General features: G+C 59.5%; 22 protein-coding genes. 16 read left to right on the top strand and 6 right to left on the bottom strand.

Going from position 1 to position 22,612, the window contains the following annotated elements:
• The first annotated feature begins 2 nt into the window (after window positions 1-2).
• The 8 genes from AC07VV_RS15365 to AC07VV_RS15330 all read left to right on the top strand — a co-directional run bounded on the left by AC07VV_RS15365 (window position 3) and on the right by AC07VV_RS15330 (window position 7,841).
• Entirely contained in the window at window positions 3-1,004 is a 1,002-nt protein-coding gene (locus AC07VV_RS15365; protein WP_495036694.1) for a diguanylate cyclase domain-containing protein, read from the top strand.
• A 106-nt stretch (window positions 1,005-1,110) separates the two neighbouring features.
• Window positions 1,111-2,206 (top strand): peptide chain release factor 2 gene (gene prfB, locus AC07VV_RS15360; protein WP_458830478.1). Its coding sequence is split into 2 segments (ribosomal slippage): window positions 1,111-1,182 and window positions 1,184-2,206, totalling 1,095 coding nucleotides; the frame shifts between segments, so codons are not numbered across the junction.
• Window positions 2,207-2,275: 69 nt separating this feature from the next.
• Entirely contained in the window at window positions 2,276-3,778 is a 1,503-nt protein-coding gene (gene lysS / locus AC07VV_RS15355; protein WP_495036693.1) for a lysine--tRNA ligase, read from the top strand.
• 118 nt (window positions 3,779-3,896) lie between these two features.
• Window positions 3,897-4,601, top strand: coding sequence for a TetR/AcrR family transcriptional regulator (locus AC07VV_RS15350; protein ID WP_096819676.1), 705 nt, complete (start codon window positions 3,897-3,899; stop codon window positions 4,599-4,601).
• Window positions 4,602-4,676: 75 nt separating this feature from the next.
• The gene (locus AC07VV_RS15345; protein ID WP_495036692.1) at window positions 4,677-5,231 is read left to right on the top strand and encodes a hypothetical protein; all 555 of its coding nucleotides are present in this window, start codon (window positions 4,677-4,679) and stop codon (window positions 5,229-5,231) included.
• Between the two features lie 33 nt (window positions 5,232-5,264).
• Window positions 5,265-6,542 (top strand): flavohemoglobin expression-modulating QEGLA motif protein, encoded by a 1,278-nt coding sequence (locus tag AC07VV_RS15340; RefSeq protein ID WP_102621445.1) that lies wholly within the window; start codon window positions 5,265-5,267, stop codon window positions 6,540-6,542.
• 58 nt (window positions 6,543-6,600) lie between these two features.
• The gene (locus AC07VV_RS15335) at window positions 6,601-7,515 is read left to right on the top strand and encodes an alpha/beta hydrolase (RefSeq protein WP_495036691.1); all 915 of its coding nucleotides are present in this window, start codon (window positions 6,601-6,603) and stop codon (window positions 7,513-7,515) included.
• The gene (locus AC07VV_RS15330) at window positions 7,512-7,841 is read left to right on the top strand and encodes a PA3694 family proteiin (protein ID WP_495036690.1); all 330 of its coding nucleotides are present in this window, start codon (window positions 7,512-7,514) and stop codon (window positions 7,839-7,841) included. Before AC07VV_RS15335 ends, AC07VV_RS15330 begins: the two co-directional genes overlap by 4 nt.
• Before the next feature lie 49 nt (window positions 7,842-7,890).
• On the opposite strand, the gene AC07VV_RS15325 is transcribed toward AC07VV_RS15330, so the two are convergent.
• The 4 genes from AC07VV_RS15325 to AC07VV_RS15310 form a co-directional block, all read right to left on the bottom strand.
• Window positions 7,891-10,404: an Ig-like domain-containing protein gene (locus tag AC07VV_RS15325; RefSeq protein WP_495036689.1), complete on the bottom strand. Its 2,514-nt coding sequence runs from the start codon at window positions 10,402-10,404 to the stop codon at window positions 7,891-7,893.
• Window positions 10,405-10,584: 180 nt separating this feature from the next.
• The gene (lptF, locus tag AC07VV_RS15320; RefSeq protein ID WP_495036688.1) at window positions 10,585-11,379 is read right to left on the bottom strand and encodes a lipotoxin F family OmpA-related lipoprotein LptF; all 795 of its coding nucleotides are present in this window, start codon (window positions 11,377-11,379) and stop codon (window positions 10,585-10,587) included.
• A 55-nt stretch (window positions 11,380-11,434) separates the two neighbouring features.
• Window positions 11,435-11,839 (bottom strand): DUF4398 domain-containing protein, encoded by a 405-nt coding sequence (locus AC07VV_RS15315; RefSeq protein WP_102621443.1) that lies wholly within the window; start codon window positions 11,837-11,839, stop codon window positions 11,435-11,437.
• Window positions 11,840-12,113: 274 nt separating this feature from the next.
• Window positions 12,114-12,458, bottom strand: coding sequence for a pilin assembly protein (locus AC07VV_RS15310; protein WP_096819655.1), 345 nt, complete (start codon window positions 12,456-12,458; stop codon window positions 12,114-12,116).
• A 214-nt stretch (window positions 12,459-12,672) separates the two neighbouring features.
• Between AC07VV_RS15310 and ppc the strand changes: the two genes are divergently transcribed.
• The 6 genes from ppc to AC07VV_RS15280 all read left to right on the top strand — a co-directional run bounded on the left by ppc (window position 12,673) and on the right by AC07VV_RS15280 (window position 19,230).
• A complete protein-coding gene (gene ppc, locus AC07VV_RS15305; RefSeq protein ID WP_495036687.1) occupies window positions 12,673-15,303 on the top strand; it encodes a phosphoenolpyruvate carboxylase in 2,631 nt (876 codons plus the stop codon).
• Between the two features lie 300 nt (window positions 15,304-15,603).
• A complete protein-coding gene (adk, locus tag AC07VV_RS15300; RefSeq protein WP_096819653.1) occupies window positions 15,604-16,251 on the top strand; it encodes an adenylate kinase in 648 nt (215 codons plus the stop codon).
• Between the two features lie 94 nt (window positions 16,252-16,345).
• Entirely contained in the window at window positions 16,346-17,020 is a 675-nt protein-coding gene (gene tsaB, locus AC07VV_RS15295; RefSeq protein ID WP_192552959.1) for a tRNA (adenosine(37)-N6)-threonylcarbamoyltransferase complex dimerization subunit type 1 TsaB, read from the top strand.
• 173 nt (window positions 17,021-17,193) lie between these two features.
• The gene (locus AC07VV_RS15290; protein ID WP_096819651.1) at window positions 17,194-17,502 is read left to right on the top strand and encodes a hypothetical protein; all 309 of its coding nucleotides are present in this window, start codon (window positions 17,194-17,196) and stop codon (window positions 17,500-17,502) included.
• On the top strand, window positions 17,502-18,362 hold the full coding sequence (locus AC07VV_RS15285) for a DUF72 domain-containing protein (RefSeq protein ID WP_495036686.1): 861 nt from the start codon (window positions 17,502-17,504) through the stop codon (window positions 18,360-18,362). Before AC07VV_RS15290 ends, AC07VV_RS15285 begins: the two co-directional genes overlap by 1 nt.
• 31 nt (window positions 18,363-18,393) lie before the next feature.
• Window positions 18,394-19,230, top strand: a complete 837-nt coding sequence (locus AC07VV_RS15280; RefSeq protein ID WP_438300812.1) for an isocitrate lyase/PEP mutase family protein — start codon at window positions 18,394-18,396, stop codon at window positions 19,228-19,230.
• Window positions 19,231-19,242: 12 nt separating this feature from the next.
• On the opposite strand, the gene AC07VV_RS15275 is transcribed toward AC07VV_RS15280, so the two are convergent.
• Window positions 19,243-19,860: an energy transducer TonB gene (locus AC07VV_RS15275; protein WP_495036685.1), complete on the bottom strand. Its 618-nt coding sequence runs from the start codon at window positions 19,858-19,860 to the stop codon at window positions 19,243-19,245.
• Window positions 19,861-19,953: 93 nt separating this feature from the next.
• Between AC07VV_RS15275 and AC07VV_RS15270 the strand changes: the two genes are divergently transcribed.
• Entirely contained in the window at window positions 19,954-20,736 is a 783-nt protein-coding gene (locus AC07VV_RS15270) for a class I SAM-dependent methyltransferase (protein WP_495036684.1), read from the top strand.
• A gap of 44 nt (window positions 20,737-20,780) precedes the next feature.
• On the opposite strand, the gene AC07VV_RS15265 is transcribed toward AC07VV_RS15270, so the two are convergent.
• Complete coding sequence (locus AC07VV_RS15265; protein WP_495036683.1) at window positions 20,781-21,416, bottom strand: TetR/AcrR family transcriptional regulator; 636 nt, start codon at window positions 21,414-21,416, stop codon at window positions 20,781-20,783.
• Between the two features lie 94 nt (window positions 21,417-21,510).
• Between AC07VV_RS15265 and AC07VV_RS15260 the strand changes: the two genes are divergently transcribed.
• Complete coding sequence (locus AC07VV_RS15260; protein WP_096819646.1) at window positions 21,511-22,611, top strand: efflux RND transporter periplasmic adaptor subunit; 1,101 nt, start codon at window positions 21,511-21,513, stop codon at window positions 22,609-22,611.
• The last annotated feature ends 1 nt before the right edge of the window (window position 22,612 follow it).

Below are 22,612 nucleotides of genomic sequence, written 5' to 3'. Positions count from 1 at the left end.
CCATGAATGACTTACAGATCGATGACATCAAAACCGACGAGAACGCCGCCATGGTGTTGTTGGTGGACGATCAGGCGATGATCGGCGAAGCCGTGCGCCGTGGGCTGTCGAATGAAGAGAACATCGACTTCCACTTCTGCTCCGACCCGCATCAGGCCGTGGCCCACGCGGTACGGATCAAACCCACGGTGATCCTGCAGGATCTGGTGATGCCCGGCCTCGACGGCCTGAGCCTGGTGCGCGAATACCGCAATCACCCGGCAACCAAGGACATCCCGATCATCGTCCTGTCGACAAAGGAAGACCCGCTGATCAAGAGCGCGGCGTTCTCGGCCGGGGCCAACGATTATCTGGTGAAACTGCCGGACAACATCGAACTGGTGGCGCGCATCCGTTATCACTCGCGCTCCTACATGACCCTGCTGCAACGGGATGCGGCCTACCGCGCGTTGCGGGTCAGCCAGCAGCAATTGCTCGACACCAACCTCGTCTTGCAGCGGCTGATGAACTCCGATGGCCTGACCGGGCTGTCCAACCGCCGGCACTTCGACGAATACCTGGAGCTGGAATGGCGCCGTTCGCTGCGTGATCAGAGCCAGTTGTCGTTGCTGATGATCGACGTCGATTACTTCAAGTCCTACAACGATACGTTTGGCCACGTCGAAGGCGACGAAGCCCTGCGCAAGGTCGCCACGGCGATCCGCGAGGCCAGCGCCCGGCCGTCGGACTTGCCGGCGCGTTATGGCGGCGAAGAGTTTGCGTTGGTGCTGCCCAACACCTCGCCGGGCGGGGCGCGGCTGGTGGCGGAGAAGCTGCGCCAGACAGTGGCGGCGCTGAAGATTCCGCACAATGCTCCGGCCGAAGGGTCGAGCCTGACCATCAGCATCGGCCTGGCGACGATGGTGCCGGAGGCGGGCAGCGACTGCCGGTTGCTGATCTCGGCGGCGGACCGTGGTTTGTATCTGGCGAAGAACAACGGGCGCAATCAGGTGAGGATCGAATGAACCATCGGGTTCATTCGCCTCAAGAGCCGCCAGACGGGCTGCCGTGACAGCTTGATTACGTTATACTCGCCGGCTTTCAAAAGTTCGCCAACGAGTGCTGCCCGTCATGGAAATCAACCCGATCCTGAACACCATCAAGGACCTGTCCGAGCGCTCCGAAACTATTCGGGGGTATCTTTGACTACGATCAAAAGCATGAGCGTCTGATCGAAGTCAATCGCGAGCTTGAAGATCCTGCAGTCTGGAACAAACCTGAATACGCCCAGGAACTGGGCCGCGAGCGCGCTGCGCTGGCGCAGATCGTCGATACCCTCGACGAACTGAACGGTGGCCTGGCCGATTGCCGCGAGCTGCTGGACATGGCCGTTGAAGAGAACGACGAGGGCGCGGTCAACGACGTCGTCGAAGTCCTTCAAGGTCTGGAAGAGTCCCTGTCCAAGCTCGAATTCCGCCGTATGTTCAGCCACGAGATGGACCCGAACAACGCCTACCTGGACATCCAGGCCGGTTCCGGCGGCACCGAAGCCCAGGACTGGGCCAACATCCTGCTGCGCATGTACCTGCGCTGGGCCGACAAACGCGGTTTCGAAGCGACCATCATGGAGCTGTCGGCCGGTGAAGTCGCCGGGATCAAGGGCGCCACCGTGCACATCAAGGGCGAATACGCCTTCGGCTGGCTGCGGACCGAGATCGGCGTGCACCGTCTGGTGCGCAAGAGCCCGTTCGACTCCGGCAACCGTCGCCACACCTCGTTCTCCGCGGTGTTCGTCTCGCCAGAGATCGACGACAAGGTGGAAATCGAAATCAACCCGGCAGACCTGCGGATCGACACCTATCGTTCCTCCGGTGCCGGTGGTCAGCACGTAAACACCACCGACTCGGCCGTACGTATCACCCACGTACCGACCAACACCGTGGTCAGCTGCCAGAACGAACGTTCCCAGCACGCCAACAAGGACACCGCCATGAAAATGCTGCGGGCCAAGTTGTACGAGCAGGAAATGCAGAAGCGCAACGCGGCGTCCCAGGCGCTGGAAGACACCAAGTCGGATATCGGCTGGGGTCACCAGATCCGTTCGTACGTGCTCGATGCGTCGCGGATCAAGGATCTGCGCACCAACATCGAACGCAGCGACTGCGACAAGGTGCTCGACGGCGACATCGACGAATACCTGGAAGCCAGCCTGAAATCGGGGCTGTAAGCTTTCACCCGACCTCAAGTCCCCCGTCATCGGCGGGGGCAACGAACCTGTGATGGAATATTTAAAGACATGAGCGACCTACAACTCGACCCGCAAGCCCTGCAACAGGAAGAAAACTCCCTGATCGCCCTGCGCAAGGAAAAGCTTGCTGCCGAGCGCGCCAAGGGCAATGCCTTCCCGAACGACTTCCGCCGCGAAAACTACTGCGAAGCACTGCAGAAACAGTACGCGGACAAGACCAAGGAAGAGCTGGCAGAGGCTGCGATCCCGGTCAAGGTTGCGGGTCGCATCATGCTCAACCGTGGCTCGTTCATGGTGATCCAGGACATGACCGGTCGCATCCAGGTCTACGTCAACCGCAAGACCCTGTCCGAAGACACCCTGGCCGCGGTGAAAACCTGGGACATGGGCGACATCATCGCCGCTGAAGGCACCCTGGCCCGTTCCGGCAAGGGCGACCTGTACGTCGAGATGACCAGCGTGCGCCTGCTGACCAAATCCCTGCGCCCGCTGCCGGACAAGCACCACGGCCTGACCGACACCGAACAGCGCTATCGCCAGCGTTACGTTGATCTGATCGTCAACGAAGACGTGCGTCAGACTTTCCGCGTGCGTTCGCAAGTGATCGCGCACATCCGCAGCTTCCTGATGAAGCGCGACTTCCTCGAAGTCGAAACGCCGATGCTGCAGACCATCCCTGGCGGCGCTGCGGCCAAGCCGTTCGAAACCCACCACAACGCGCTGGACATGGAAATGTTCCTGCGTATCGCCCCAGAGCTGTACCTGAAGCGTCTGGTGGTTGGCGGCTTCGAAAAAGTGTTCGAGATCAACCGCAACTTCCGTAACGAAGGCGTTTCGACTCGTCACAACCCTGAATTCACCATGTTGGAGTTCTACCAGGCTTACGCCGACTACGAAGACAACATGGACCTGACCGAAGAACTGTTCCGCGAACTGGCGCAGCTTGTGCTGGGGTCCACCGACGTGCCGTACGGCGACAAGGTGTTCCACTTCGGCGAGCCGTTCGTGCGTCTGTCGGTGTTCGACTCGATCCTCAAGTACAACCCTGAGCTGACCGCCGATGATCTGAACGACATCGACAAGGCTCGCGCCATCGCCAAGAAGGCCGGCGCCAAGGTGCTGGGCTTCGAAGGTCTGGGCAAACTGCAGGTGATGATTTTCGAAGAACTGGTCGAGCACAAGCTGGAACAGCCGCACTTCATCACCCAGTACCCGTTCGAAGTGTCGCCGCTGGCCCGTCGCAACGACGACAACCCGAACGTCACCGACCGTTTCGAGCTGTTCATCGGCGGCCGTGAAATCGCCAACGCCTACTCCGAGTTGAACGACGCGGAAGACCAGGCGGAGCGCTTCATGGCGCAGGTGGCCGACAAGGACGCCGGCGACGACGAAGCCATGCACTACGACGCCGACTTCGTTCGCGCGCTGGAGTACGGCATGCCGCCAACGGCCGGTGAAGGTATCGGCATCGACCGTCTGGTGATGTTGCTGACCAACTCGCCGTCGATCCGCGACGTGATCCTGTTCCCGCACATGCGGCCGCAAGCGTAAGTGTTTCAATAAAAAAGCCGCCTGAAATGGGCGGCTTTTTATTGCCTGTCTGGTACAAACGTATCAAATGGTTACTTTTGAAAAAAACAACAGAGGAATGCCTGTCGTGATCGGTGCAATGGCTCAAGAGGGTGCAGCGGGTATCGCCACTGCGGTCGCTGAAAGTGTTCAGTACCAGGGCCGCAAGGCCAGCCGACAGGGCAGTGAGCAGCGTCGGCAGGACATTCTCGATGCGGCGATGCGGATTGTCGTGCGCGACGGCGTGCGTGCCGTGCGTCACCGCGCGGTGGCCGCCGAAGCCGGTGTGCCGCTGTCGGCCACCACGTACTACTTCAAGGACATCGATGACCTGCTCACCGATACCTTCGCCCAATACGTCGAACGCAGCGCGGCTTACATGGCCAAGTTGTGGATCAACAACGAAGGCCTGCTGCGCGAAATGGTGGTCAGCGGCGACGGCAGCCCTGAATCGCGCTCGCAACTGGCTGACGATATCGCCCGGTTGATGGCCGACTACGTGCACCGGCAACTGGTCAACCGCCGCGAGCATTTGATGGCCGAACAGGCCTTCCGTCAGGAAGCGCTGCTCAACCCGCGTCTGGCGGTATTGGTGCGCTCCCACCAGCAGATTCTGTTGCAGGGCACCTGCCAGTTGTTCCAGGTGCTGGGCTCCCGTGAGCCGCAGCAGGATGCCAAGGTGTTGACGGCGATTATCGGACGGATGGAATATCAGGGCCTGCTCAACGACGCCGAGCCTTTGGCCGAAGAGGACATGCTCGGTATTCTGACCCGCTATATGCATCTGGTGCTGGCGTCGATGTAACGCAATCCCGGCTTGATCGTTCCCACGCAGAGCGTAGGAACGATCAGGTGTAACGGGTGTTCAAGGGAGTGTTGAATGAAAGCCTGGCGTGGCGCGTTGATCGCGCTGTCGTTCCTGCTGCTCAGCGGTTGTCTGGTGACCTTCAAGGAGCCGCTGCCCGCCAGTGAGCCGGCGCCCAAGGGCCTGCTCGGCCATTGGGCGAGCACCAACGCCTGGGGCGAACCGATGAACCTGGAACTGACGCGCCTGGGCAACGACCGCTATCAGGCGGTTGCGTACTTCAAGGCCAGACCCCGCGAGCGCGAAGCCTATCCATTCACCGTGTCGCGCCATGGCAACCGCTGGTATCTGTCGGCGAAGGTGCCGGCGCAGTATGGCGGGCACTTCACCATCGCCGGTTTCGAGATTACCGATAAGCACGAACTGGTGATCTACAACCTCGATCTCGAACAGATCAACCAGGCCATCGCGCAGAAAAGCCTCGACGGCCAGGGCTTCCAGACCGATGACGGCGAGGGCGTGCAAGTCGACAGCGCTCTCGAAAAGGTCTTTGCTTACCTCGACGACCCGGCCAATTCCGACGTTTTCGTCGAAGCGGCGCGCTATCAGCATCAGGCCAAGGCCAAATAATTCAGTTCGTCATGTTTTCTACAGGAGTTTCGGGTGGACGATTACCAGCAGACGATACGCACGCTGTCCGATCGCATTGTGCTGGCGCAGACGCCGATTCGCGTCCTTGACGCAGTCAAGTGGGACGAGAACATCCGCAAGGGGTTCCTCAAGGCCAAGGGCAAGGAATTGCCGGCGGTGGATCGCGACTACTACCTCAACCGGCCGCTGTCCTTCGATTCGAGCAAGGTGAAGCTGGAGTTCCAGAACATCGAGCGCGACATCACCCGCCAGCTCGGCCAGTTCAACCCGGTCGGCCAGATCATGCGCCGCATGTGCAAGGAATACCGGATGGTGGTGCGCATGCTCGAAGCGCGCGGCACCGAGGATTTCGGCCTGATTTCCCAGGAACTGTATGGCGCGGCGTCCGATGCGTTCCATGCCGGTGACCCGACCCTGGCCGACCTTGGCCTGATGATGTCGGATTATCTGAACAACATCGACGGTCGCGGCGACCTGAAGGACGAACCGAAGATCCTCACCGCCAAGGACGCCGTGCACTTGCTGCAAACCCGCCTGAACAAGGTGTTCGGCGAGGCCGAGGAAACCATCCGCGTGTTCGAGTCCGACGGGATCGTCGCCGACGCGGCGGCGGGTGCCGACTACATCAAGATCCGCACTGACGCGATGTTCAACGACCGCGACGTGCGCGCGCTGGAAGTCCACGAAGGCCTGGTGCACGTCGGCACCACGCTCAACGGTCTGAACCAGCCGATCTGCACCTTCCTGTCCAAGGGCCCGCCCTCGTCGACCGTGACTCAGGAAGGTCTGGCGATCCTGATGGAAATCATCACCTTCGCCTCCTACCCGAGCCGCTTGCGCAAACTGACCAACCGCACCCGCGCCATTCATATGGTCGAGGAGGGCGCGGACTTCCTGCAGATCTTCGAGTTCTTCCGCGAGCAGGGCTTTGAAATGGCCGAAAGCTATGGCAATGCCAGTCGGGTTTTCCGGGGATCGACGCCGACCGGTCTGCCATTCACCAAAGACTTGTCCTACCTCAAGGGCTTCATCATGGTTTACAACTACATTCAGTTGGCCGTGCGCAAGGGCAAGCTCGAGCAGATCCCGCTGTTGTTCTGCGGCAAGACAACCCTTGAGGACATGCGAACCCTGCGTCAGCTGGTGGACGAAGGCCTGGTGGTACCGCCGAAGTATTTGCCGGACCAGTTCCGCGACATGAACGCGTTGTCGGCGTGGATGTGCTTCTCCAACTTCCTCAATCACTTGAGCCTGGACCGGATCGAGGCCGATTACTCGAACATCCTGTAGCCCCCTTGAACGTTCCCACGCGGTGCGTGGGAACCCGAATTTCGCGAGGTTTCAACGGATGAGAATCCTCGGCATCTTCTGCCTGCTCCTGACCCTCGGCGGTTGCAGCTCTCTGCTGTTCTACCCCGAGCCTGGCCAGTTGTTCACTCCGGAGAAGGCCAAACTTGAATACCGCACCGTCACCCTGACCACCGCCGACGGCCTCAAGCTGAACGCCTGGTGGCTGCCGGCCAAACCCGGTGTCGAGGTCAAGGGCACGGTCTTGCACCTGCACGGCAACGGCGGCAACCTGCCGATGCACCTGGGCGGGAGCTGGTGGTTGCCGAAAAACGGCTATCAAGTGTTGCTGGTGGACTATCGCGGTTACGGCTTGTCCGAGGGCGAACCGAGCCTGCCGGCGATCTATCAGGACATCGACGCCGCGTTCGCCTGGCTGGACAAGGCGCCGGAAGTCAGAGGCAAACCGCTGGTGTTGCTGGGCCAGAGCCTCGGCGGCTCGATGGCCGTGCATTGGCTGGTGCAACATCCGGAAAGACAAAAACAGCTCAAGGCTTTTGTGCTCGACGGGGTTCCGGCCAGTTACCGCAGCGTCGGCCAATACGCCCTCAGCACCTCATGGCTGACCTGGCCATTTCAGGTGCCGCTGTCGTGGCTGGTGCCGGACGACGACAGTGCGATCAACTCGATGCCACAGCTCAAAGGCGTACCGAAACTGATCTTCCACAGCATTGACGATCCGCTGGTTCCCCTTTCCAACGGCATCCGTCTGTATCAAGCTGCGCCGCCACCGCGCGTGCTGCAACTGACTCGCGGCGGCCATGTGCAGACCTTCGGCTACCCGGTGTGGCGCCAGGTGATGCTGCGTTACCTCGACGATCCCGAGCACTTCAACGGCCTGCGCCGCCTCGGCGAGATCCCGAACTATCCAACACCCCCGAATTCTGAAGCTGAACCACCAGAGAGTCCGCAATGAGTGAAGAACGTAACGCCATCCCGCTGATCATCACCGGTATCTGCAGCATCCTCGGCACTGTTGGTGCCCTGTGGTACTACGGCTACCTGCACTTCGCCAAACCCGAGGATGCGTTGCTGCTCAACGAATTCACCATGCTCAAGACCCTTCCCGGCGAAGACTACAAAGTCTCCCTGACCCCGGCGCCGCAAGTGGCGCAGTGCATCGATGGCGTGCTGGTGCTGTTCGACACCGAACAGAAAGGCCTGACCGGGGTGCTGGTCAACAGCCAGAAAAAGGCCGTGCGCTGCATGGGCCAGGAGACGCCAAAGTCACTTGAAGAGTGAGACTGGACGCCGAACGGTGACTGCAACGCACTTAAATAACGGAGCAAAATCATTTGACAATGAATTTTTTAACTGTAGCCCATCCAGACCGTTTATCCGCCATAGTCTGATATGCCCCGACTTCATAGTTACCTGGAGGAAGTGTGAGCTGACTCCGGGTCTCCCATTGACCAGAAGGATCTACGGTTGCCTGCGCCAGTAACTCTTCGGTCACATTTTGGACTACAGCGACTATTGCACCAGGAACGCCGCTGCCTTCGAAAACTGGATGATTGTCCACAGTGCTATTGTTCTCCGGCGTCTTGATGACGGGGGGCGGCGGAGTTTCGACAACGATAAAATCACGAGTGTCTGACAAGCTTGATACTTTCTTGTCAATCGTCTGCTCGGCTTCAATTGGGTATGGCCCGAACGGTAGAGCGTTAGAACTGTCCGCTTGCCAATGACCGAATCTGTCTACGATAGCGCCTCCTATTATAGGCTGCCCTTGCTCAGTCTTCCTTCCTAATATACGGACAACCGCGTCGGGTATTCCTTCTCCACTCAACCTCGGTCGTTGTCCGGTTGGCATGTCCTTCAGTGGCGTTTTGATAGTCGGGGGCATTGGAGTATCAGTCACTGTGCCGGTGCGAGTGTTCACACACCCGAAGAACTGTCCGTTAATTAAGTTTGTTACGCCTACAAGATATGGTCCTGCCGTTAGCTTTTTGTTGCTCTTCGCTCTCCATTTTCCGTAAGCGTCCACGAGCCCTTCAGCCAATACGCCATCCTGCACAACGAACACTCGTTCACCAGGAGTACCGGAACCCGAAAACACCGTCGTGGAGTAAACCGTATTGCCATTGTCGGGTTTTTCAAAAACGGGTAACGCCACCAATTCGCTTACCTGAAAAGTGATGGGTGCGGCCCATCCTGATTTCTTTCCACCCATGCTCTGATTCGCACCCGCCGTATAAGTACCCGGGGGCAATGCAATCTTGTTTAAAGCTTGCCATTTGCCGAAGGCATCTACAGTAGTCGTGGTGTATACAACAGTCGGATATCCATCTTTTACAACATTTACGATAGCGCCGGGTGTGCCGGTGCCACTGAACAAAGAGTACTTTCCACTGAGAACGTTTTTTAATGGTGTTTTGAGTATAGGAGGTGGTAGAGGAAGATCCGCTAGCACAATTGTTAATGTTGCTGATGCTGCTTGAGAAGAGTCTTCCAAAATTCGAGATACCGTGAATGTTCGATTTCCTGGGGGCAGGGCTTTGTCCGGTATGAAAGTCCAGTGACCCTCGACATCGGAGACTGTTTGCCATTCGCTGCTGCCATCGTTGATACGGAGTGAGATACCCGGTTCTGCGCTCCCCGTTAGAACGGGAAAAAGCGTGGTTCTGCTATTCGCCTCAGGCATCTTTATTGTAGTCTCCACAGGTTCACTACTACAGCTTGGTAGCTGATCACCGTTGACAGCAATTGATAGGTTCGCCCCAGTAGGGTAAACCCTGCAAACATGAATTTTTATCTTTGAAACCTCATCGACGAATGTTCGACCGGGTAAAAATGTCGGGTCTAATGTCGAAGTGGTTTCTGGAGTTCCATCAACCTGCTTTTCTACCAAGGCACCGACAGAGTTACTAAATCTAATCCAGACACCATTCGCCCGGTTATCTGTTTCTGAAAAAATGTCGTAGTCGCTGGGTTTGCGGTACTCCATCGATATCAGAGCCGGCTCAGCACCTGAATCACGTTTTAGGAAATAGGCTTGCGGACCTGTCTTGCCCATTACGCCCAGACGATATAACCCGGTCTGTTCAATTAAAACAGCCTGTTCATTATCCAGCCAGCCCGAGTAGAAGCGAGCTCTTGCACTCGGAAGAAAGCTGCCACCGCCCACTGGATTTCCAGTGTCACCGTAATCACTAAGAGTGCAGCCTGACGGAGCGGTCACTGTTTCACCGGACTTTTGACATCGGGTGTATGTATAGCCATGAGAGTACCCCAGAATGTGGCCAAACTCGTGCCAATAGATATAAGTGCCTAGTACCTGACCGTATATCGATAAATTCCGTCCTCCCAACTGGGCTGAGCCCATCCCGCCGCAATCAAGGATATTGAATTGAAAGTCATATTTGGCGGGGTCGATGCCTTTGGCTTGCAGAGCTTTATTGCCTTCTGATACAGCCAGATCGAATGGGTACGTGGTTTTACTGCAAACTTCCGGACGCGGGCTATCGGAAACATGGGTAATGACATCGCCAGCCAGATCAAGCTTTCCGTTGGAGGCGGCCAGAATATAGGAGCGTAGTGAGTCGTGATCCGACGAAAAAACCTGCCGGTTCAGCAGCACTGGATCCAGTTTTTTTTCACCCGGCCATTCAACAGCTACCACCACTACTTTCTTTATGCCGACCAGAGGATATTGGTTGGACAGAGTTTTCTGAGCGTCGTTGGCTATTTCGTCTCTTGCATCGTATGCCTGCTCAACGTCAGGTCCGGATGTGATCGATTGACCTTGAAACGAAGCACAACCGGCAACGATTAACAGACCGAAATATAAAAGAATTGCGCGCATCTAGAGTCACCTCGCTATTTGCAAGGGATTCTGATGCTGAATGTCTTAATCATCTACTGTCATATTTGACAGTTGTTAATAAGCGTTCGCTATAAAAGAAAATTGTTAATCAGTAATATGAACAAATGAAAAGCCCCGCCTGATCACTCAGGCGGGGCTTTTCATTTACCGCTCAGCGAATCAGTACGCGGTCGAGCTCACGGCCGAACGCGGTACCACTGGCTGGTTGTCGTTGGAAATGGTCACTTCCACCCGACGGTTCATCGCACGGCCCGAGACGCTGCCGTTATCGGCCACCGGGTATTCCTTGCCATAACCCTGCACCACGATGCGGGACGGATCGACGCCCATCTTGATCAGCGCAACCTGCACCGAAGTCGCACGACGCTCGGACAGCGACTGGTTGTAGTTCGCCGCGCCGGTGCTGTCGGTGTAGCCCTCGACGATCACTTTGCGATCAGGGTTTTCCTGAAGGAATTGCGCCAGTTTGTTGATGTTCACCAGACCGCTGGATTTCAGGTCAGCCTTGTTGGTGGCGAACAGCACGTCACCGAAGGTCACCAGCGTACCGCGATCGGTCTGCTTGGCATTGAGGCTGTCCTGCAACTGCTTGATCTGTTGATCGCGGGCATCCAGACGTGCCTGGGCACGTTGGGCGGAGGCGTTCTTCAGATTGTTTTCAGCAGTGCGCAGGGCGATGGTCTGCTTGGCCACTTCCACGCGCTGATTGGTCAGGTAGGCCAGTTGGTCAACCTTGGCCGCGTTTTCCTTGTCCAGATAGGCCTTGTCAGCCTTGTCCAGGTAATCGCTGGCGTCCTTGGTTTCCAGTGCGGCCACTTTGCTTGCTTGCGGGTTGGCCTGCAGACCGGCGTAGTTGGTGCGGGCCTGTTCCAGGTTCGGGTTCGGCGGCGTCGAACAGGCAGCCAGGGCAACACTTGCGGCCAGGAGAGCGGGGATCATCAGTTGTTTACGCATAATCGTTCGTCCTTTCTATCGGTAAGAGATTCAGCCTTGCGGTCGGGATGCGCGCTTATTGCACCGTGCGCTGACTTTCCTGACGCAATTCCTGAACACCTTTCTGGGCATCCTTCACAGCGAGTTCAGCTTTCGCCGCCTGAGCCTTGCGTTCCGCTACGCGAGCGTCCCACTCCGCCTGCTCGGACAGTGTGCGAGCCTCGTCATACTTCTTGTCGTGCATGGCGATCTCGGCTTGTTTGAGCTTGTCCTGCGCCTGCTTCATTTCCACGGCGGCAAATTCGGTACCACCGGCACTGACCGCGCTGTTGACCGCCGATTGAGTCACGGCGTACTGCTCGGTCGGTGGATTGCCGGCGCAACCGGCCAGCACGAAGCTGGTGCCGATGGCGAGAGCGGCCAGTTTCAGACCGCGCAGGTGGGAGAACGAGGTTTGGGTCTTCATGGTCTTCAACTCCATTGGTTAACTCCTTGAAAGCTTCGAAATCCATCCTGGCAGCGGAGCCGCAACCGTCATGTGCAAGTGCGTTTTGAAACGCTCGTTCCAGGCGTGGTTACCTGTTCCGACCGAAGGCTTTTTTTAAAAGTTCAGAAAAGATGGCTCATCGCCAAAAAATATTCTGACCGAATGGACAAGGCTCTAAACCGGGAACTTTGGACGTGCGCAGCGGTATCCCCGAGCCATTTCAGGCTCGGAGACAGCGCTGTTCAAGGGAGAAGAGAGGCAGGAAAAATCAGTGTTTCTGCTTACCGACGGCGGCCGATAAATCGTGCAGATGACGTCGCGACAACGCGAGAAAACGCGGCGTCGGGCCGACGTCTTCATACAGCGGGTCACCTTCCTCATCGGTCGCGACCACGGTCGAACCTTTCACATACGGCAGGCTCGCTTCGAACTCTTCGAGGGCGGCGCCGATCAGTTCGCCAAGCAGTTCTTCGGCGTGGCGTTTTGGGTACATCTCGGCGATCGCTGCCAGCCGTGCGGCAGCTTCCACATCCAGATGAATCGTGTAGCCGGTCTCGGTCAGGCGACCCTTGGCGGTTTCTTCCCAATGCTGGGCGAGTTCACGGATTTTCATAATGACCTCATGTCGTACCTGCTCGTGGCAGGTCTTGGTGAGTGTCCGGCGGTAGCCGGCGACAAGCCGTTGTGGGGCTTACTGTTGAGACTAGCTTCAAGCCTCAAGGTTTAAAGTCCCTTCGTCGTCTGCTTGTAAGAAGCGTCCCAGAGCGGCACTCTCTGTTCATCCACTCACTTGCGATCCGTCACCGATTACTGCTGGAGAGATGCTGATGACCGATATTGATGCACGCTTGCGCGAAGACGTTCACCTGCTCGGTGAGCTGTTGGGCAACACCATCCGTGACCAGTACGGCGAGGCGTTTCTCGACAAGATCGAGCAGATCCGCAAGGGCGCCAAGGCTGACCGACGCGGCTCGATGGATGCCGAGCTCAGCGCCAGCCTCAATCAGTTGAGCGAAGACGAATTGCTCCCGGTGGCGCGGGCGTTCAACCAGTTTCTCAACTTGGCGAACATCGCCGAGCAGTACCAGCTCATCCATCGCCGCGAAGAGTCGCAGGCCGCGCCGTTCGAGTCCCGGGTGCTGCCGGAATTGCTCGCCCGTTTGCGCGAGGAAGGGCACAGCGCCGACTCCCTCGCCCGACAGTTGTCGCGACTGGAAATCGAACTGGTACTGACCGCGCACCCGACTGAAGTGGCCCGGCGCACGCTGATCCAGAAGTACGACGCGATCGCCGCGCAACTGGCCGCTCAGGATCACCGCGACCTGACCAGTGCCGAGCGCGAGCAGATCCAGAACACCCTGCAACGCTTGATCGCCGAAGCCTGGCACACCGAAGAAATCCGCCGCACCCGTCCGACCCCGGTGGACGAGGCCAAGTGGGGTTTTGCGGTGATCGAGCATTCGCTGTGGCAGGCGATTCCCAACCATATGCGCAAGGCCGATCAGGCGCTGTTCGCCGCCACGGGCCTGCGTTTGCCGCTGGAAGCCGCGCCGATCCGCTTCGCTTCGTGGATGGGCGGCGACCGTGACGGCAACCCGAATGTCACCGCTGCGGTGACTCGCGAAGTGTTGCTGTTGGCACGCTGGATGGCGGCGGATCTTTACCTGCGGGATGTTGATCATCTCGCCGCCGAACTGTCGATGCAGCAAGCCAGCGAAGCGCTCAAGGCCAAGGCCGGCGACAGCGCCGAACCCTATCGCGCAGTGCTCAAGCAATTGCGCGAACGCCTGCGCGCCACGCGCAATTGGGCCCATGCATCCTTGACCGCGACCACCCCGGCACCGGCGGATGTGCTGCACAACAATCGCGACCTGCTCGATCCGTTGGAGCTGTGCTACCACTCGCTGCACGAGTGCGGCATGGGTGTGATCGCTGACGGGCCGTTGCTCGATTGTTTGCGCCGGGCCGTGACCTTCGGCCTGTTCCTGGTGCGCCTCGATGTGCGTCAGGATTCGTCGCGACACAGCGCGGCCATGACCGAAATCACCGATTATCTTGGCCTCGGTCGCTATGAAGACTGGGACGAAGAACAGCGCATCAGCTTCCTGACCCGCGAATTGCAAAACCGTCGGCCGTTGCTGCCGGCGCATTTCAAACCCTCGGCCGACACTGCCGAAGTGCTCGCCACCTGCAAGGAAGTCGCTGCAGCGCCGGGCGCTTCGCTGGGCTCTTATGTGATCTCCATGGCCGGCGCTGCCTCCGATGTGCTCGCGGTGCAACTGCTGCTCAAAGAGTCCGGTGTACTGCGGCCGATGCGCGTGGTGCCGCTGTTCGAAACCCTTGCCGACCTCGACAACGCTGGCCCGGTGATCGAACGCCTGTTGCTGCTGCCGGGTTATCGCGCACGTTTGCAGGGCCCGCAGGAAGTGATGATCGGCTATTCCGACTCGGCCAAGGATGCCGGCACTACGGCAGCGGCCTGGGCGCAATACCGGGCTCAGGAGCGTCTGGTGGAAATCTGCCGCGAGCAGCAAGTCGAACTGCTGCTGTTCCACGGTCGCGGTGGCACCGTGGGCCGTGGCGGCGGCCCGGCGCACGCGGCGATCCTGTCGCAGCCGCCGGGTTCAGTGGCGGGACGGTTCCGCACCACCGAGCAGGGGGAAATGATTCGATTCAAATTCGGCCTGCCGGACATCGCCGAACAGAACCTCAATCTGTACCTGGCGGCCGTGCTCGAAGCGACCCTGCTGCCACCACCACCTCCGACGCCGGAGTGGCGGCATCTGATGGACGAATTGGCCGCCGACGGTGTCGCCGCTTACCGTGCAGTGGTGCGGGAGAATCCACAGTTTGTCGAGTATTTCCGCCAGTCGACGCCGGAGCAGGAGTTGGGGCGTTTGCCGTTGGGCAGCCGTCCGGCCAAGCGCCGAGCTGGCGGCATTGAAAGCCTGCGGGCGATTCCGTGGATCTTCGGCTGGACCCAGACACGCTTGATGCTGCCGGCCTGGCTCGGTTGGGAAACCGCGTTGAGCAAGGCACTGGCGCGTGGCGAAGGCGAATTGCTGGGGCAGATGCGCGAGCAGTGGCCGTTTTTCCGCACCCGCATCGACATGCTGGAGATGGTGCTGGCCAAGGCCGACGCTGACATTGCGCTGTCCTACGATGAGCGACTGGTGGAGTCGGACTTGTTACCTTTGGGTGTGCACTTACGCGACCTATTGTCGCAGGCATGTTCCGTGGTCCTCGGCCTGACCGGTCAGTCTCAACTGCTGGCACATAGCCCGGACACCCTGGAATTCATCCGGCTGCGCAACACCTATCTCGACCCGCTGCATCTATTGCAGGCCGAACTGCTGGCACGTTCGCGGCAACAGAATGTCGAGCAGGGCAGCCCGGTAGAACAGGCGCTGCTGGTGTCTGTGGCGGGGATTGCCGCCGGTTTGCGAAATACCGGCTAAGGTTTTCTGCGTGGGGCGGGGCACCCGGGGCAAACGTCGGGTGCCGTTTATTGATCGTGGGGAAAATGCGGTCAGGCGACAGTTAATGATGGGGTTGCGACTTGGGGAACCGCGTCGCAAGGTCGCGGCAGGCGCCGGTTTCTCCGACTTTTGGCGTCTTGTGTGGGCGCAGCCTGCTGTGTATCTTGGTCAGCCTCTGGCCGTTTGGGCGGTCACGACCCTATTTCCAGGATTTCGCCCCATGAGGCGAATCCGTTGTTTTGCAAAAGCTTTTTATAAAAAAATTGAGGAGCACATCTAATGCGCGTCATTCTGCTGGGAGCTCCCGGGGCCGGTAAAGGTACTCAGGCTAAGTTCATCACCGAGAAATTCGGCATTCCGCAAATCTCCACCGGCGACATGCTGCGTGCTGCGGTCAAGGCCGGCACTCCGCTGGGCGTTCAAGCCAAGAGCATCATGGATGCCGGCGGCCTGGTGTCGGATGACCTGATCATCGCACTGGTCAAGGACCGCATCGCTCAGGCTGACTGCGCCAACGGTTTCCTGTTCGACGGTTTCCCGCGCACCATTCCTCAGGCTGAAGCGCTGGTGACTGCCGGTGTCGAGCTGGATGCCGTGGTTGAAATCGCTGTTGAAGACGAAGAAATCGTCCAGCGTATCGCCGGTCGTCGTGTTCACGAGGCCAGCGGCCGCGTGTACCACATCGTCTACAACCCGCCGAAAATTGCCGGTAAAGACGACATCACCGGTGAAGAGCTGGTGCAGCGCAAGGACGACACCGAAGAAACCGTGCGTCATCGCCTGTCGGTCTACCACTCGCAGACCAAGCCGCTGGTGGATTTCTACCAGAAGCTGTCGGCTGCCAACGGCAAGCCGAAGTACAGCCACATCCCGGGCGTCGGTTCGGTTGAAGCGATCACCGCCAAGGTTCTTGAAGCGCTGAGCTGAAAAACCTGATCCGCTGCATCATCCACGGCCCGCTTGCGGGCCGTAGTTGTTTATACTGGCGCACTTTTTCCCCACCTGATTTACGGACACATCGATGAGCACCTTGCTGGCCCTGGACACCGCGACTGAAGCTTGCTCCGTTGCCTTGCTGCATGACGGCAAGGTCACGAGCCATTACGAGGTGATCCCGCGCCTGCACGCGCAGAAACTGCTGCCGATGATCCAGCAACTGCTGGCCGACGCCGGCACCACGCTGCAAGCGGTGGACGCGATCGCTTTCGGTCGTGGCCCGGGCGCGTTCACTGGTGTGCGCATCGCCATCGGTGTGGTGCAAGGCCTGGCGTTTGCCCTGGACCGCCCGGTGCTGCCGGTGTCGAACCTGGCGGTGCTGGCGCAACGTGCTTATCGCGAACACGGTGTGAGCCAGGTCGCGGCGGCCATCGATGCGCGGATGGATGAGGTGTATTGGGGCTGCTATCGCGAGACGGCCGGAGAGATGCGTCTGGTCGGCACCGAAGCGGTATTGCCGCCGGAAGTCGCCGCGCTGCCGGATGATGCGGCTGGTGACTGGTTCGGTGCCGGCACCGGTTGGGGCTACGGCGAGCGCATCGCGGTCAATCTGAGCGGTTCCGACGCGGGCATGCTGCCCCATGCCGAAGACCTGCTGACGCTGGCCCGCTTCGCCTGGGAGCGCGGTGAGTCGATCCCGGCAGATGATGCCCAGCCGGTTTACCTGCGCGATAAAGTGGCCACCCCGAAAGCCCGCTGAAGACAATCTCCCTGTGGCACCCGCCACAGGGTTCCGCCAGCTCCTGCCAATCGTCAGTTTCCAACGCCCCGCTTTAAACCTTTTGTCTTTTATGTGTTCTAGTTATCACTCGGCGATTTGCTAAGTCGGTCAGGTGCCGCTAAATTGCCATCATCGATACCGAGCATGACTTTATGCGTATAGACGGCGTTTCCACTCAGTCCTACCCCATCAAGCGCAAGCCTCGCAAAGGCAATCCGGCGCTGGATGAGTCCGTCGAGGATATCGAAGGCGAGCTGGAATTCCCCACCGAGGCGCAACTGGCCGCCCGTGCTGCCAAAAACGCTGCGCAACGCCTGAGCAATCTGCCCGCCCGCCAACAAGACATGATTTATCACCGTGCGATGAAGAAAAGCGTGGCCATGGCCCTGGCCAGCTACCTGAGCACCGCCGGTTTTGTCGATTGGGACGCAGACGTGCTGGGCCTCGACCTGTACATCTGATGGATCTGCCTTACTACCTCGGCTGCCCGTCCTGGAGTGAAAACGCCTGGCGCGAGTATCTCTATCCGGTAGACGCCAAGACCTCTGATTTCCTCGGTCTCTATTCGCAAGTATTCAACGCCGTGGAAGGCAATACGACCTTCTACGCCAGCCCATCGCCAGCCACCGTGCAGCGTTGGGCCGAGGTCATGCCCGAGCACTTTCGCTTCACTGCCAAATTCCCCGGCGACATCAGCCACAGCGGTGATCTGCGCGATCAACTGACTGCTGCCGAAACCTTTATCCAGTTACTCAGCCCGCTCGGTGAACGCGTGTCGCCGCTTTGGCTGCAACTGTCGAAGAGCTTCACTCCGCAACGTCTGCCAGAGCTCGCAGCCTTCATCGACGCATTTGATCGGCCACTGGCGGTGGAAGTGCGGCATGAGCAGTTCTTCGCCAAGGGCGAAAGCGAACGTCTGCTCAATCGTCTGCTGCTGGATCGCGGTGTGGAGCGCATCTGTCTGGATCCGCGCGCGTTGTTCAGTTGCCTGTCCACCGAGTCTTCGGTGATCCACGCGCAATCGAAAAAGCCCCGCGTGCCAACGCGCCCGGCGGCGTTCACCCAATTTCCGCAGGTGCGCTTCATCGGCCATCCCGAACTTGAAGCCAATGATCCGTTCCTGGTGCCGTGGGTGGCGAAAATCGCCGAGTGGATTGAAGACGGCCGCACGCCGTACATCTTCCTGCACACTGCCGATAACCTTCTGGCGGCGAAGCTGGCGCAACGTTTCCATGCACAACTGATGCAACGTTTGCCTGGCCTGCCATCTCTGCCTGAGCTATACAGAGAACCCGCCGCCGAGCAACTTGGCCTGCTCTGAGGCGGTTTTTTTCCTGCCCAGGAGTCAGCCGATGGATGCCCAAGCCCGCAAAGAACAAGTCCGTAAAGCCGAAGCCTTCAAAGCCCTGCATGAACGTCCCGGGATTTTCGTGATTCCCAATCCGTGGGACGCCGGTTCCGCGAAGATGCTCGCCAGTCTGGGCTACCAGGCGCTGGCGACCACCAGTGCCGGTTATGCGTTTTCCCAGGGCAAACCCGATGGCGCTTTGGGGCTCGAACAGACTCTGGACAATGTTCGGGCAATTGCCGCAGCCACGGATCTGCCGGTGGCGGTGGACCTGGAAAACGGTTTCGCCGACGCTCCGGCCGAGTCCGCACAAAGTTTGCTGCGTGCAGCCGAAGCGGGCGCCGTGGGTGGCTCGATTGAAGATGCCACCGGCCGACCGGATGCTCCGATTTACTGTTTCGAACATGCCGTGGCGCGAATCGAAGCTGCGGTTGCCGCTGTTCGAACCTTACCGTTTCCCTTCACCCTGACGGCCCGCGCGGAAAACTACCTGCACGGTAATCCGGATATCAACGACACCATTCGTCGTTTGCAGGCGTTCGCCGAGGCCGGCGCCGACGTGCTCTACGCTCCGGGTCTGAGAACGGCTGAAGAAGTGTTGGCGGTGGTGCGCGCAGTCGCGCCGAAACCGGTCAACGTATTGATGTCCGGTGGGCTGAAACTGACCGTGCAGCAACTGGAAGAAATGGGTGTGAAGCGGATCAGCACCGGCTCGGCGCTGGCACTGGCGGCGTTTGGCGAGTTCTTCCGGGCGGCTGAAGAAATTCAGCAATCGGGCACGTTCGGCTTCACTTCGCGTTCGATGCCGTACGCCAAGGCCAATCAGTTTTTCAAAGGCTAAGGAGAGGCGGGATCAGGCGGCGATGCGCAGGTTCTGCTGAACGATCGGGCGCACCCAGCCGTTATCGAAGTCCAGGGCTTTCTGCTGTTCGACGATTTCTTCCGGCGGGAACGGCGGGTAAGGCTTCTGCATCAGGTCCAGATCGAACTCGGCAATCGGCAGGTACAGCGGCTTTTTCTGCGGGGCAGGGCCCGGTTCCGGAATCGGCTGGCCGTTGTTGATCACGACCGGACGAACCCAGCTGCTGTCAAAATCCTGCTGCTTTTGCTGAGTCTTGATGGCTTCCGGTGGGAACGGAGGGTACGGCTCGGCCAGTGTCATGTCGATTTCGGCAATCGGCAGGAAAAGCGGCTCAGGCGGGCGAACCGGGGTTTCCACCACGTTGCATTCGCGCTGGTCGATGATGTGGGCGTGCAGTTCACTGCCGACGGTTGGTTCTTCAGGGCTATCGAGATCAACCGGTGGGAATGTGCCGCAGGCCGGCACCACATCACTCGACTGCTCGGCCATCGCCTGGGCAAAAAAATCCTGCCACAGGTGACTGACGCCGCTCAGTGCTTGAGTGTTTTGACGGCTGAAATCGCCATGGGGCGAGATGTAGCCAATCGATGTGGGAAGAATGCCTGACATTTTTTTCGGTTGACGCTCAGCTCTGGCAAAATGCGCGTTGATTGGGTTATCGGCGGTTTTTGCCGATCCTTAACTTTTTTGAGCGTGTTTTCCATGATTGAGCAACCCGCGGCCTGCCGCATCCATGTCGAAGCCCTCGGCCCGACGTTCGAGGCGCAGGCCGAGCAGTGGGCCGAGCGCCTGAATCTGCCGTTGCAGGTGGCCGACGGCGAGTTCGCCTTGCAGGTCGGCGAGCAGGGTTTGCAACTGCAACAGCTGGGGCCGGATGCGCCGGGACCGGTGCGGGTCGACTTCGTCGAGGGTGGCGCGGCCCATCGTCGGTTGTACGGCGGCGGCAGCGGGCAGATGATCGCCAAGGCGGTCGGCATCGCCCAAGGTGTGCGTCCACGGGTGCTGGATGCCACGGCGGGATTGGGCAAGGATGCGTTCGTGCTGGCGAGCCTGGGCTGCGAGATGAGCCTGATCGAGCGCCAGCCGCTGATCGGCGCCTTGCTGGAAGATGGTCTGGCTCGCGCGGCAGAAGACTTTGATGTCGCGCCAATCGTGGCGCGGATGAAGCTGCTCAAGGGCAACTCCATCGACGTGATGCGTAATTGGGAGGGCGAGCCGCCGCAGGTGATCTACCTCGACCCGATGTTCCCGCACCGTGAGAAAACCGCGCTGGTGAAGAAGGAAATGCGCCTGTTCCGCCCGCTGGTGGGCGATGACCCGGATGCGCCGGCCTTGCTGGAAGCGGCGTTGGCGCTGGCCACGCATCGGGTGGTGGTCAAGCGCCCGCGCAAGGCGCCGTGTATTGACGGGCCGAAGCCGAGCCATGCGCTGGACGGCAAGTCCAGCCGCTATGACATCTACCCGAAGAAAGCGCTCAAGGCCTGAGCCGTCCCACAAAAAATCCCACGCATGGCGTGGGATTTTTGTTTTCAGGGTCGATAGGCCCGCATGAACAGCTCGACCACTTCCTGTACATGGCTTTCCGCTGCTTCGCCGGTCGGCGGTTCGCCGCAACCGTACAGCAGCCGGAAATTCCCCGCGCCCTTGATCAGGCAAAAGAAGTGCTCGGCGGCGTTGTGCGGGTTGTCGATGCTCAGCACGCCGGTTTCGTGAATTCGCCGCAGCAAGCGCTCCATGCCTTGCACCATGCGCTGGGGACCGGCCTCGAAGAAGATCAGCGACAGCTTCGGATCCTGACTGCCCAGCGCCATGATCAAGCGATGCAGGTTCACCGACTCGTCGCTGTTGATCAGGTGATGAAAGCCTCTGGCAATGTTCAGCAACACATTTTCCACCGCGATGCCGTCCGGCAATTCGAAGAACAGCGGCGGCAATTGCTCCTCGCATTTGGCGACGACGGCGGCAGAAAACAGCGTTTCCTTGTCATTGAAATGGCTGTAGACCGTCAGCTTCGACACGCCAGCCTCGGCGGCCACCGCGTCCATGCTGGTGTTGGCGTAGCCGTGACTCAGGAACAGGATTTTCGCCGCTTCGAGAATCGCCTGGCGCTTGGCCGGATCCTTCGGGCGGCCGGGGCCGTTTGGAGCTGAAAGATTGTTCGACATTCTTCGCTTTTAATACTGGACTGGTGAGTTTGCTATTAATAACATACCGGTCAGTATAATTATTCCAAGCCTCCTTAGCGAAAGGTCCTTCACCATGTTCCGCCATGCGTTGTCCTTTGCGGTGCCAGTCACTCTGGCGTTCTTATTGTCGGCATGTGGCAAGGAAGAGGTGACGCAAGTCAGCGTGCGACCGGCCATGGTGGTGCAGCCAGAGCCTTCGGCGCAGGCAATGGAGAGTTATCCGGGCGAGGTTCGCGCCCGGTATGAACCGGATCTGGCGTTCCGTATCGGCGGCAAAGTCAGCCGACGACTGGTCGAGGAAGGCCAGCGCGTGAAGGCCGATCAGCCGCTGGCCGAGCTCGATCCGCAGGACGTACGCCTGCAACTGGAAGCCACCCGCGCCCAGGTCACCGCCGCCGAAGCCAATCTCAACCTGGTGCGCGCCGAGCGTGACCGCTACAAGACCCTGATGGAACGGCAGATGGTCAGCCGCTCGGCCTACGACAATGCCGAGAACCTCTACCGCTCCGGCGAAGCCCGCCTCAAACAGATCAAAGCCGAATTCAACGTCTCTACCAATCAGGCCAGTTACGCCGTGCTGCGTGCGCCTCAGGATGGTGTGGTCGCCAAACGCTCGGTAGAAGTCGGGCAAGTGGTTGCTGCCGGGCAGACCGTTTTCACCCTCGCCACCGATGGCGAACGGGAGGTGCTGATCAGCCTGCCGGAGCAAAGCTTCGGCAGGTTCAAGGTTGGCCAGCCCGTCTCCGTGGAGCTTTGGACTCAACAGAACCAGCGCTTCGCCGGGCAGATCCGCGAACTGTCGCCGGCCGCCGATCCGAAATCCCGCACCTTCGCCGCGCGCATTTCATTCACCGCCGGCAAAGTCCCGGCAGAACTCGGCCAGAGCGCCCGGGTCTTCGTGCAGACCGCCGACGTAATCCCGCTGTCGGTGCCGCTCTCGGCCCTGACTGCCGAAAACGGCGCGACCTACGTCTGGGTCGTCAGCGCCAACAACACCTTGAAAAAGACGCCCGTGCGCATCGGCCCGTTCGGCGAGAAAACCGTGCCGGTGCTCGAAGGCCTCAACGCCAGCGACTGGGTAGTGGCCGCCGGCGTGCATGTGCTGCTGGAAGGGCAGCAAGTGCGTCCCGTGGATCGCTCCAACCGTGTGGTCAATCTGGCGGACAAGGAGTAAG

This window comes from Pseudomonas sp. GW821-FHT02C04, assembly GCF_059421845.1.
Note: the sequence above shows the minus strand (reverse complement) of the source record. Positions and strands in the feature narration are given on the sequence as shown.

Coding starts and splice junctions, on each gene's coding strand:
- AC07VV_RS15365 (WP_495036694.1), top strand. CDS start 3: ATGAATGACTTACAGATCGATGACATCAAAACCGACGAGAACGCCGCC.
- lysS (WP_495036693.1), top strand. CDS start 2,276: ATGAGCGACCTACAACTCGACCCGCAAGCCCTGCAACAGGAAGAAAAC.
- AC07VV_RS15350 (WP_096819676.1), top strand. CDS start 3,897: ATGGCTCAAGAGGGTGCAGCGGGTATCGCCACTGCGGTCGCTGAAAGT.
- AC07VV_RS15345 (WP_495036692.1), top strand. CDS start 4,677: ATGAAAGCCTGGCGTGGCGCGTTGATCGCGCTGTCGTTCCTGCTGCTC.
- AC07VV_RS15335 (WP_495036691.1), top strand. CDS start 6,601: ATGAGAATCCTCGGCATCTTCTGCCTGCTCCTGACCCTCGGCGGTTGC.
- AC07VV_RS15330 (WP_495036690.1), top strand. CDS start 7,512: ATGAGTGAAGAACGTAACGCCATCCCGCTGATCATCACCGGTATCTGC.
- AC07VV_RS15325 (WP_495036689.1), bottom strand. CDS start 10,404: ATGCGCGCAATTCTTTTATATTTCGGTCTGTTAATCGTTGCCGGTTGT.
- lptF (WP_495036688.1), bottom strand. CDS start 11,379: ATGCGTAAACAACTGATGATCCCCGCTCTCCTGGCCGCAAGTGTTGCC.
- AC07VV_RS15315 (WP_102621443.1), bottom strand. CDS start 11,839: ATGGAGTTGAAGACCATGAAGACCCAAACCTCGTTCTCCCACCTGCGC.
- AC07VV_RS15310 (WP_096819655.1), bottom strand. CDS start 12,458: ATGAAAATCCGTGAACTCGCCCAGCATTGGGAAGAAACCGCCAAGGGT.
- ppc (WP_495036687.1), top strand. CDS start 12,673: ATGACCGATATTGATGCACGCTTGCGCGAAGACGTTCACCTGCTCGGT.
- adk (WP_096819653.1), top strand. CDS start 15,604: ATGCGCGTCATTCTGCTGGGAGCTCCCGGGGCCGGTAAAGGTACTCAG.
- tsaB (WP_192552959.1), top strand. CDS start 16,346: ATGAGCACCTTGCTGGCCCTGGACACCGCGACTGAAGCTTGCTCCGTT.
- AC07VV_RS15290 (WP_096819651.1), top strand. CDS start 17,194: ATGCGTATAGACGGCGTTTCCACTCAGTCCTACCCCATCAAGCGCAAG.
- AC07VV_RS15285 (WP_495036686.1), top strand. CDS start 17,502: ATGGATCTGCCTTACTACCTCGGCTGCCCGTCCTGGAGTGAAAACGCC.
- AC07VV_RS15280 (WP_438300812.1), top strand. CDS start 18,394: ATGGATGCCCAAGCCCGCAAAGAACAAGTCCGTAAAGCCGAAGCCTTC.
- AC07VV_RS15275 (WP_495036685.1), bottom strand. CDS start 19,860: ATGTCAGGCATTCTTCCCACATCGATTGGCTACATCTCGCCCCATGGC.
- AC07VV_RS15270 (WP_495036684.1), top strand. CDS start 19,954: ATGATTGAGCAACCCGCGGCCTGCCGCATCCATGTCGAAGCCCTCGGC.
- AC07VV_RS15265 (WP_495036683.1), bottom strand. CDS start 21,416: ATGTCGAACAATCTTTCAGCTCCAAACGGCCCCGGCCGCCCGAAGGAT.
- AC07VV_RS15260 (WP_096819646.1), top strand. CDS start 21,511: ATGTTCCGCCATGCGTTGTCCTTTGCGGTGCCAGTCACTCTGGCGTTC.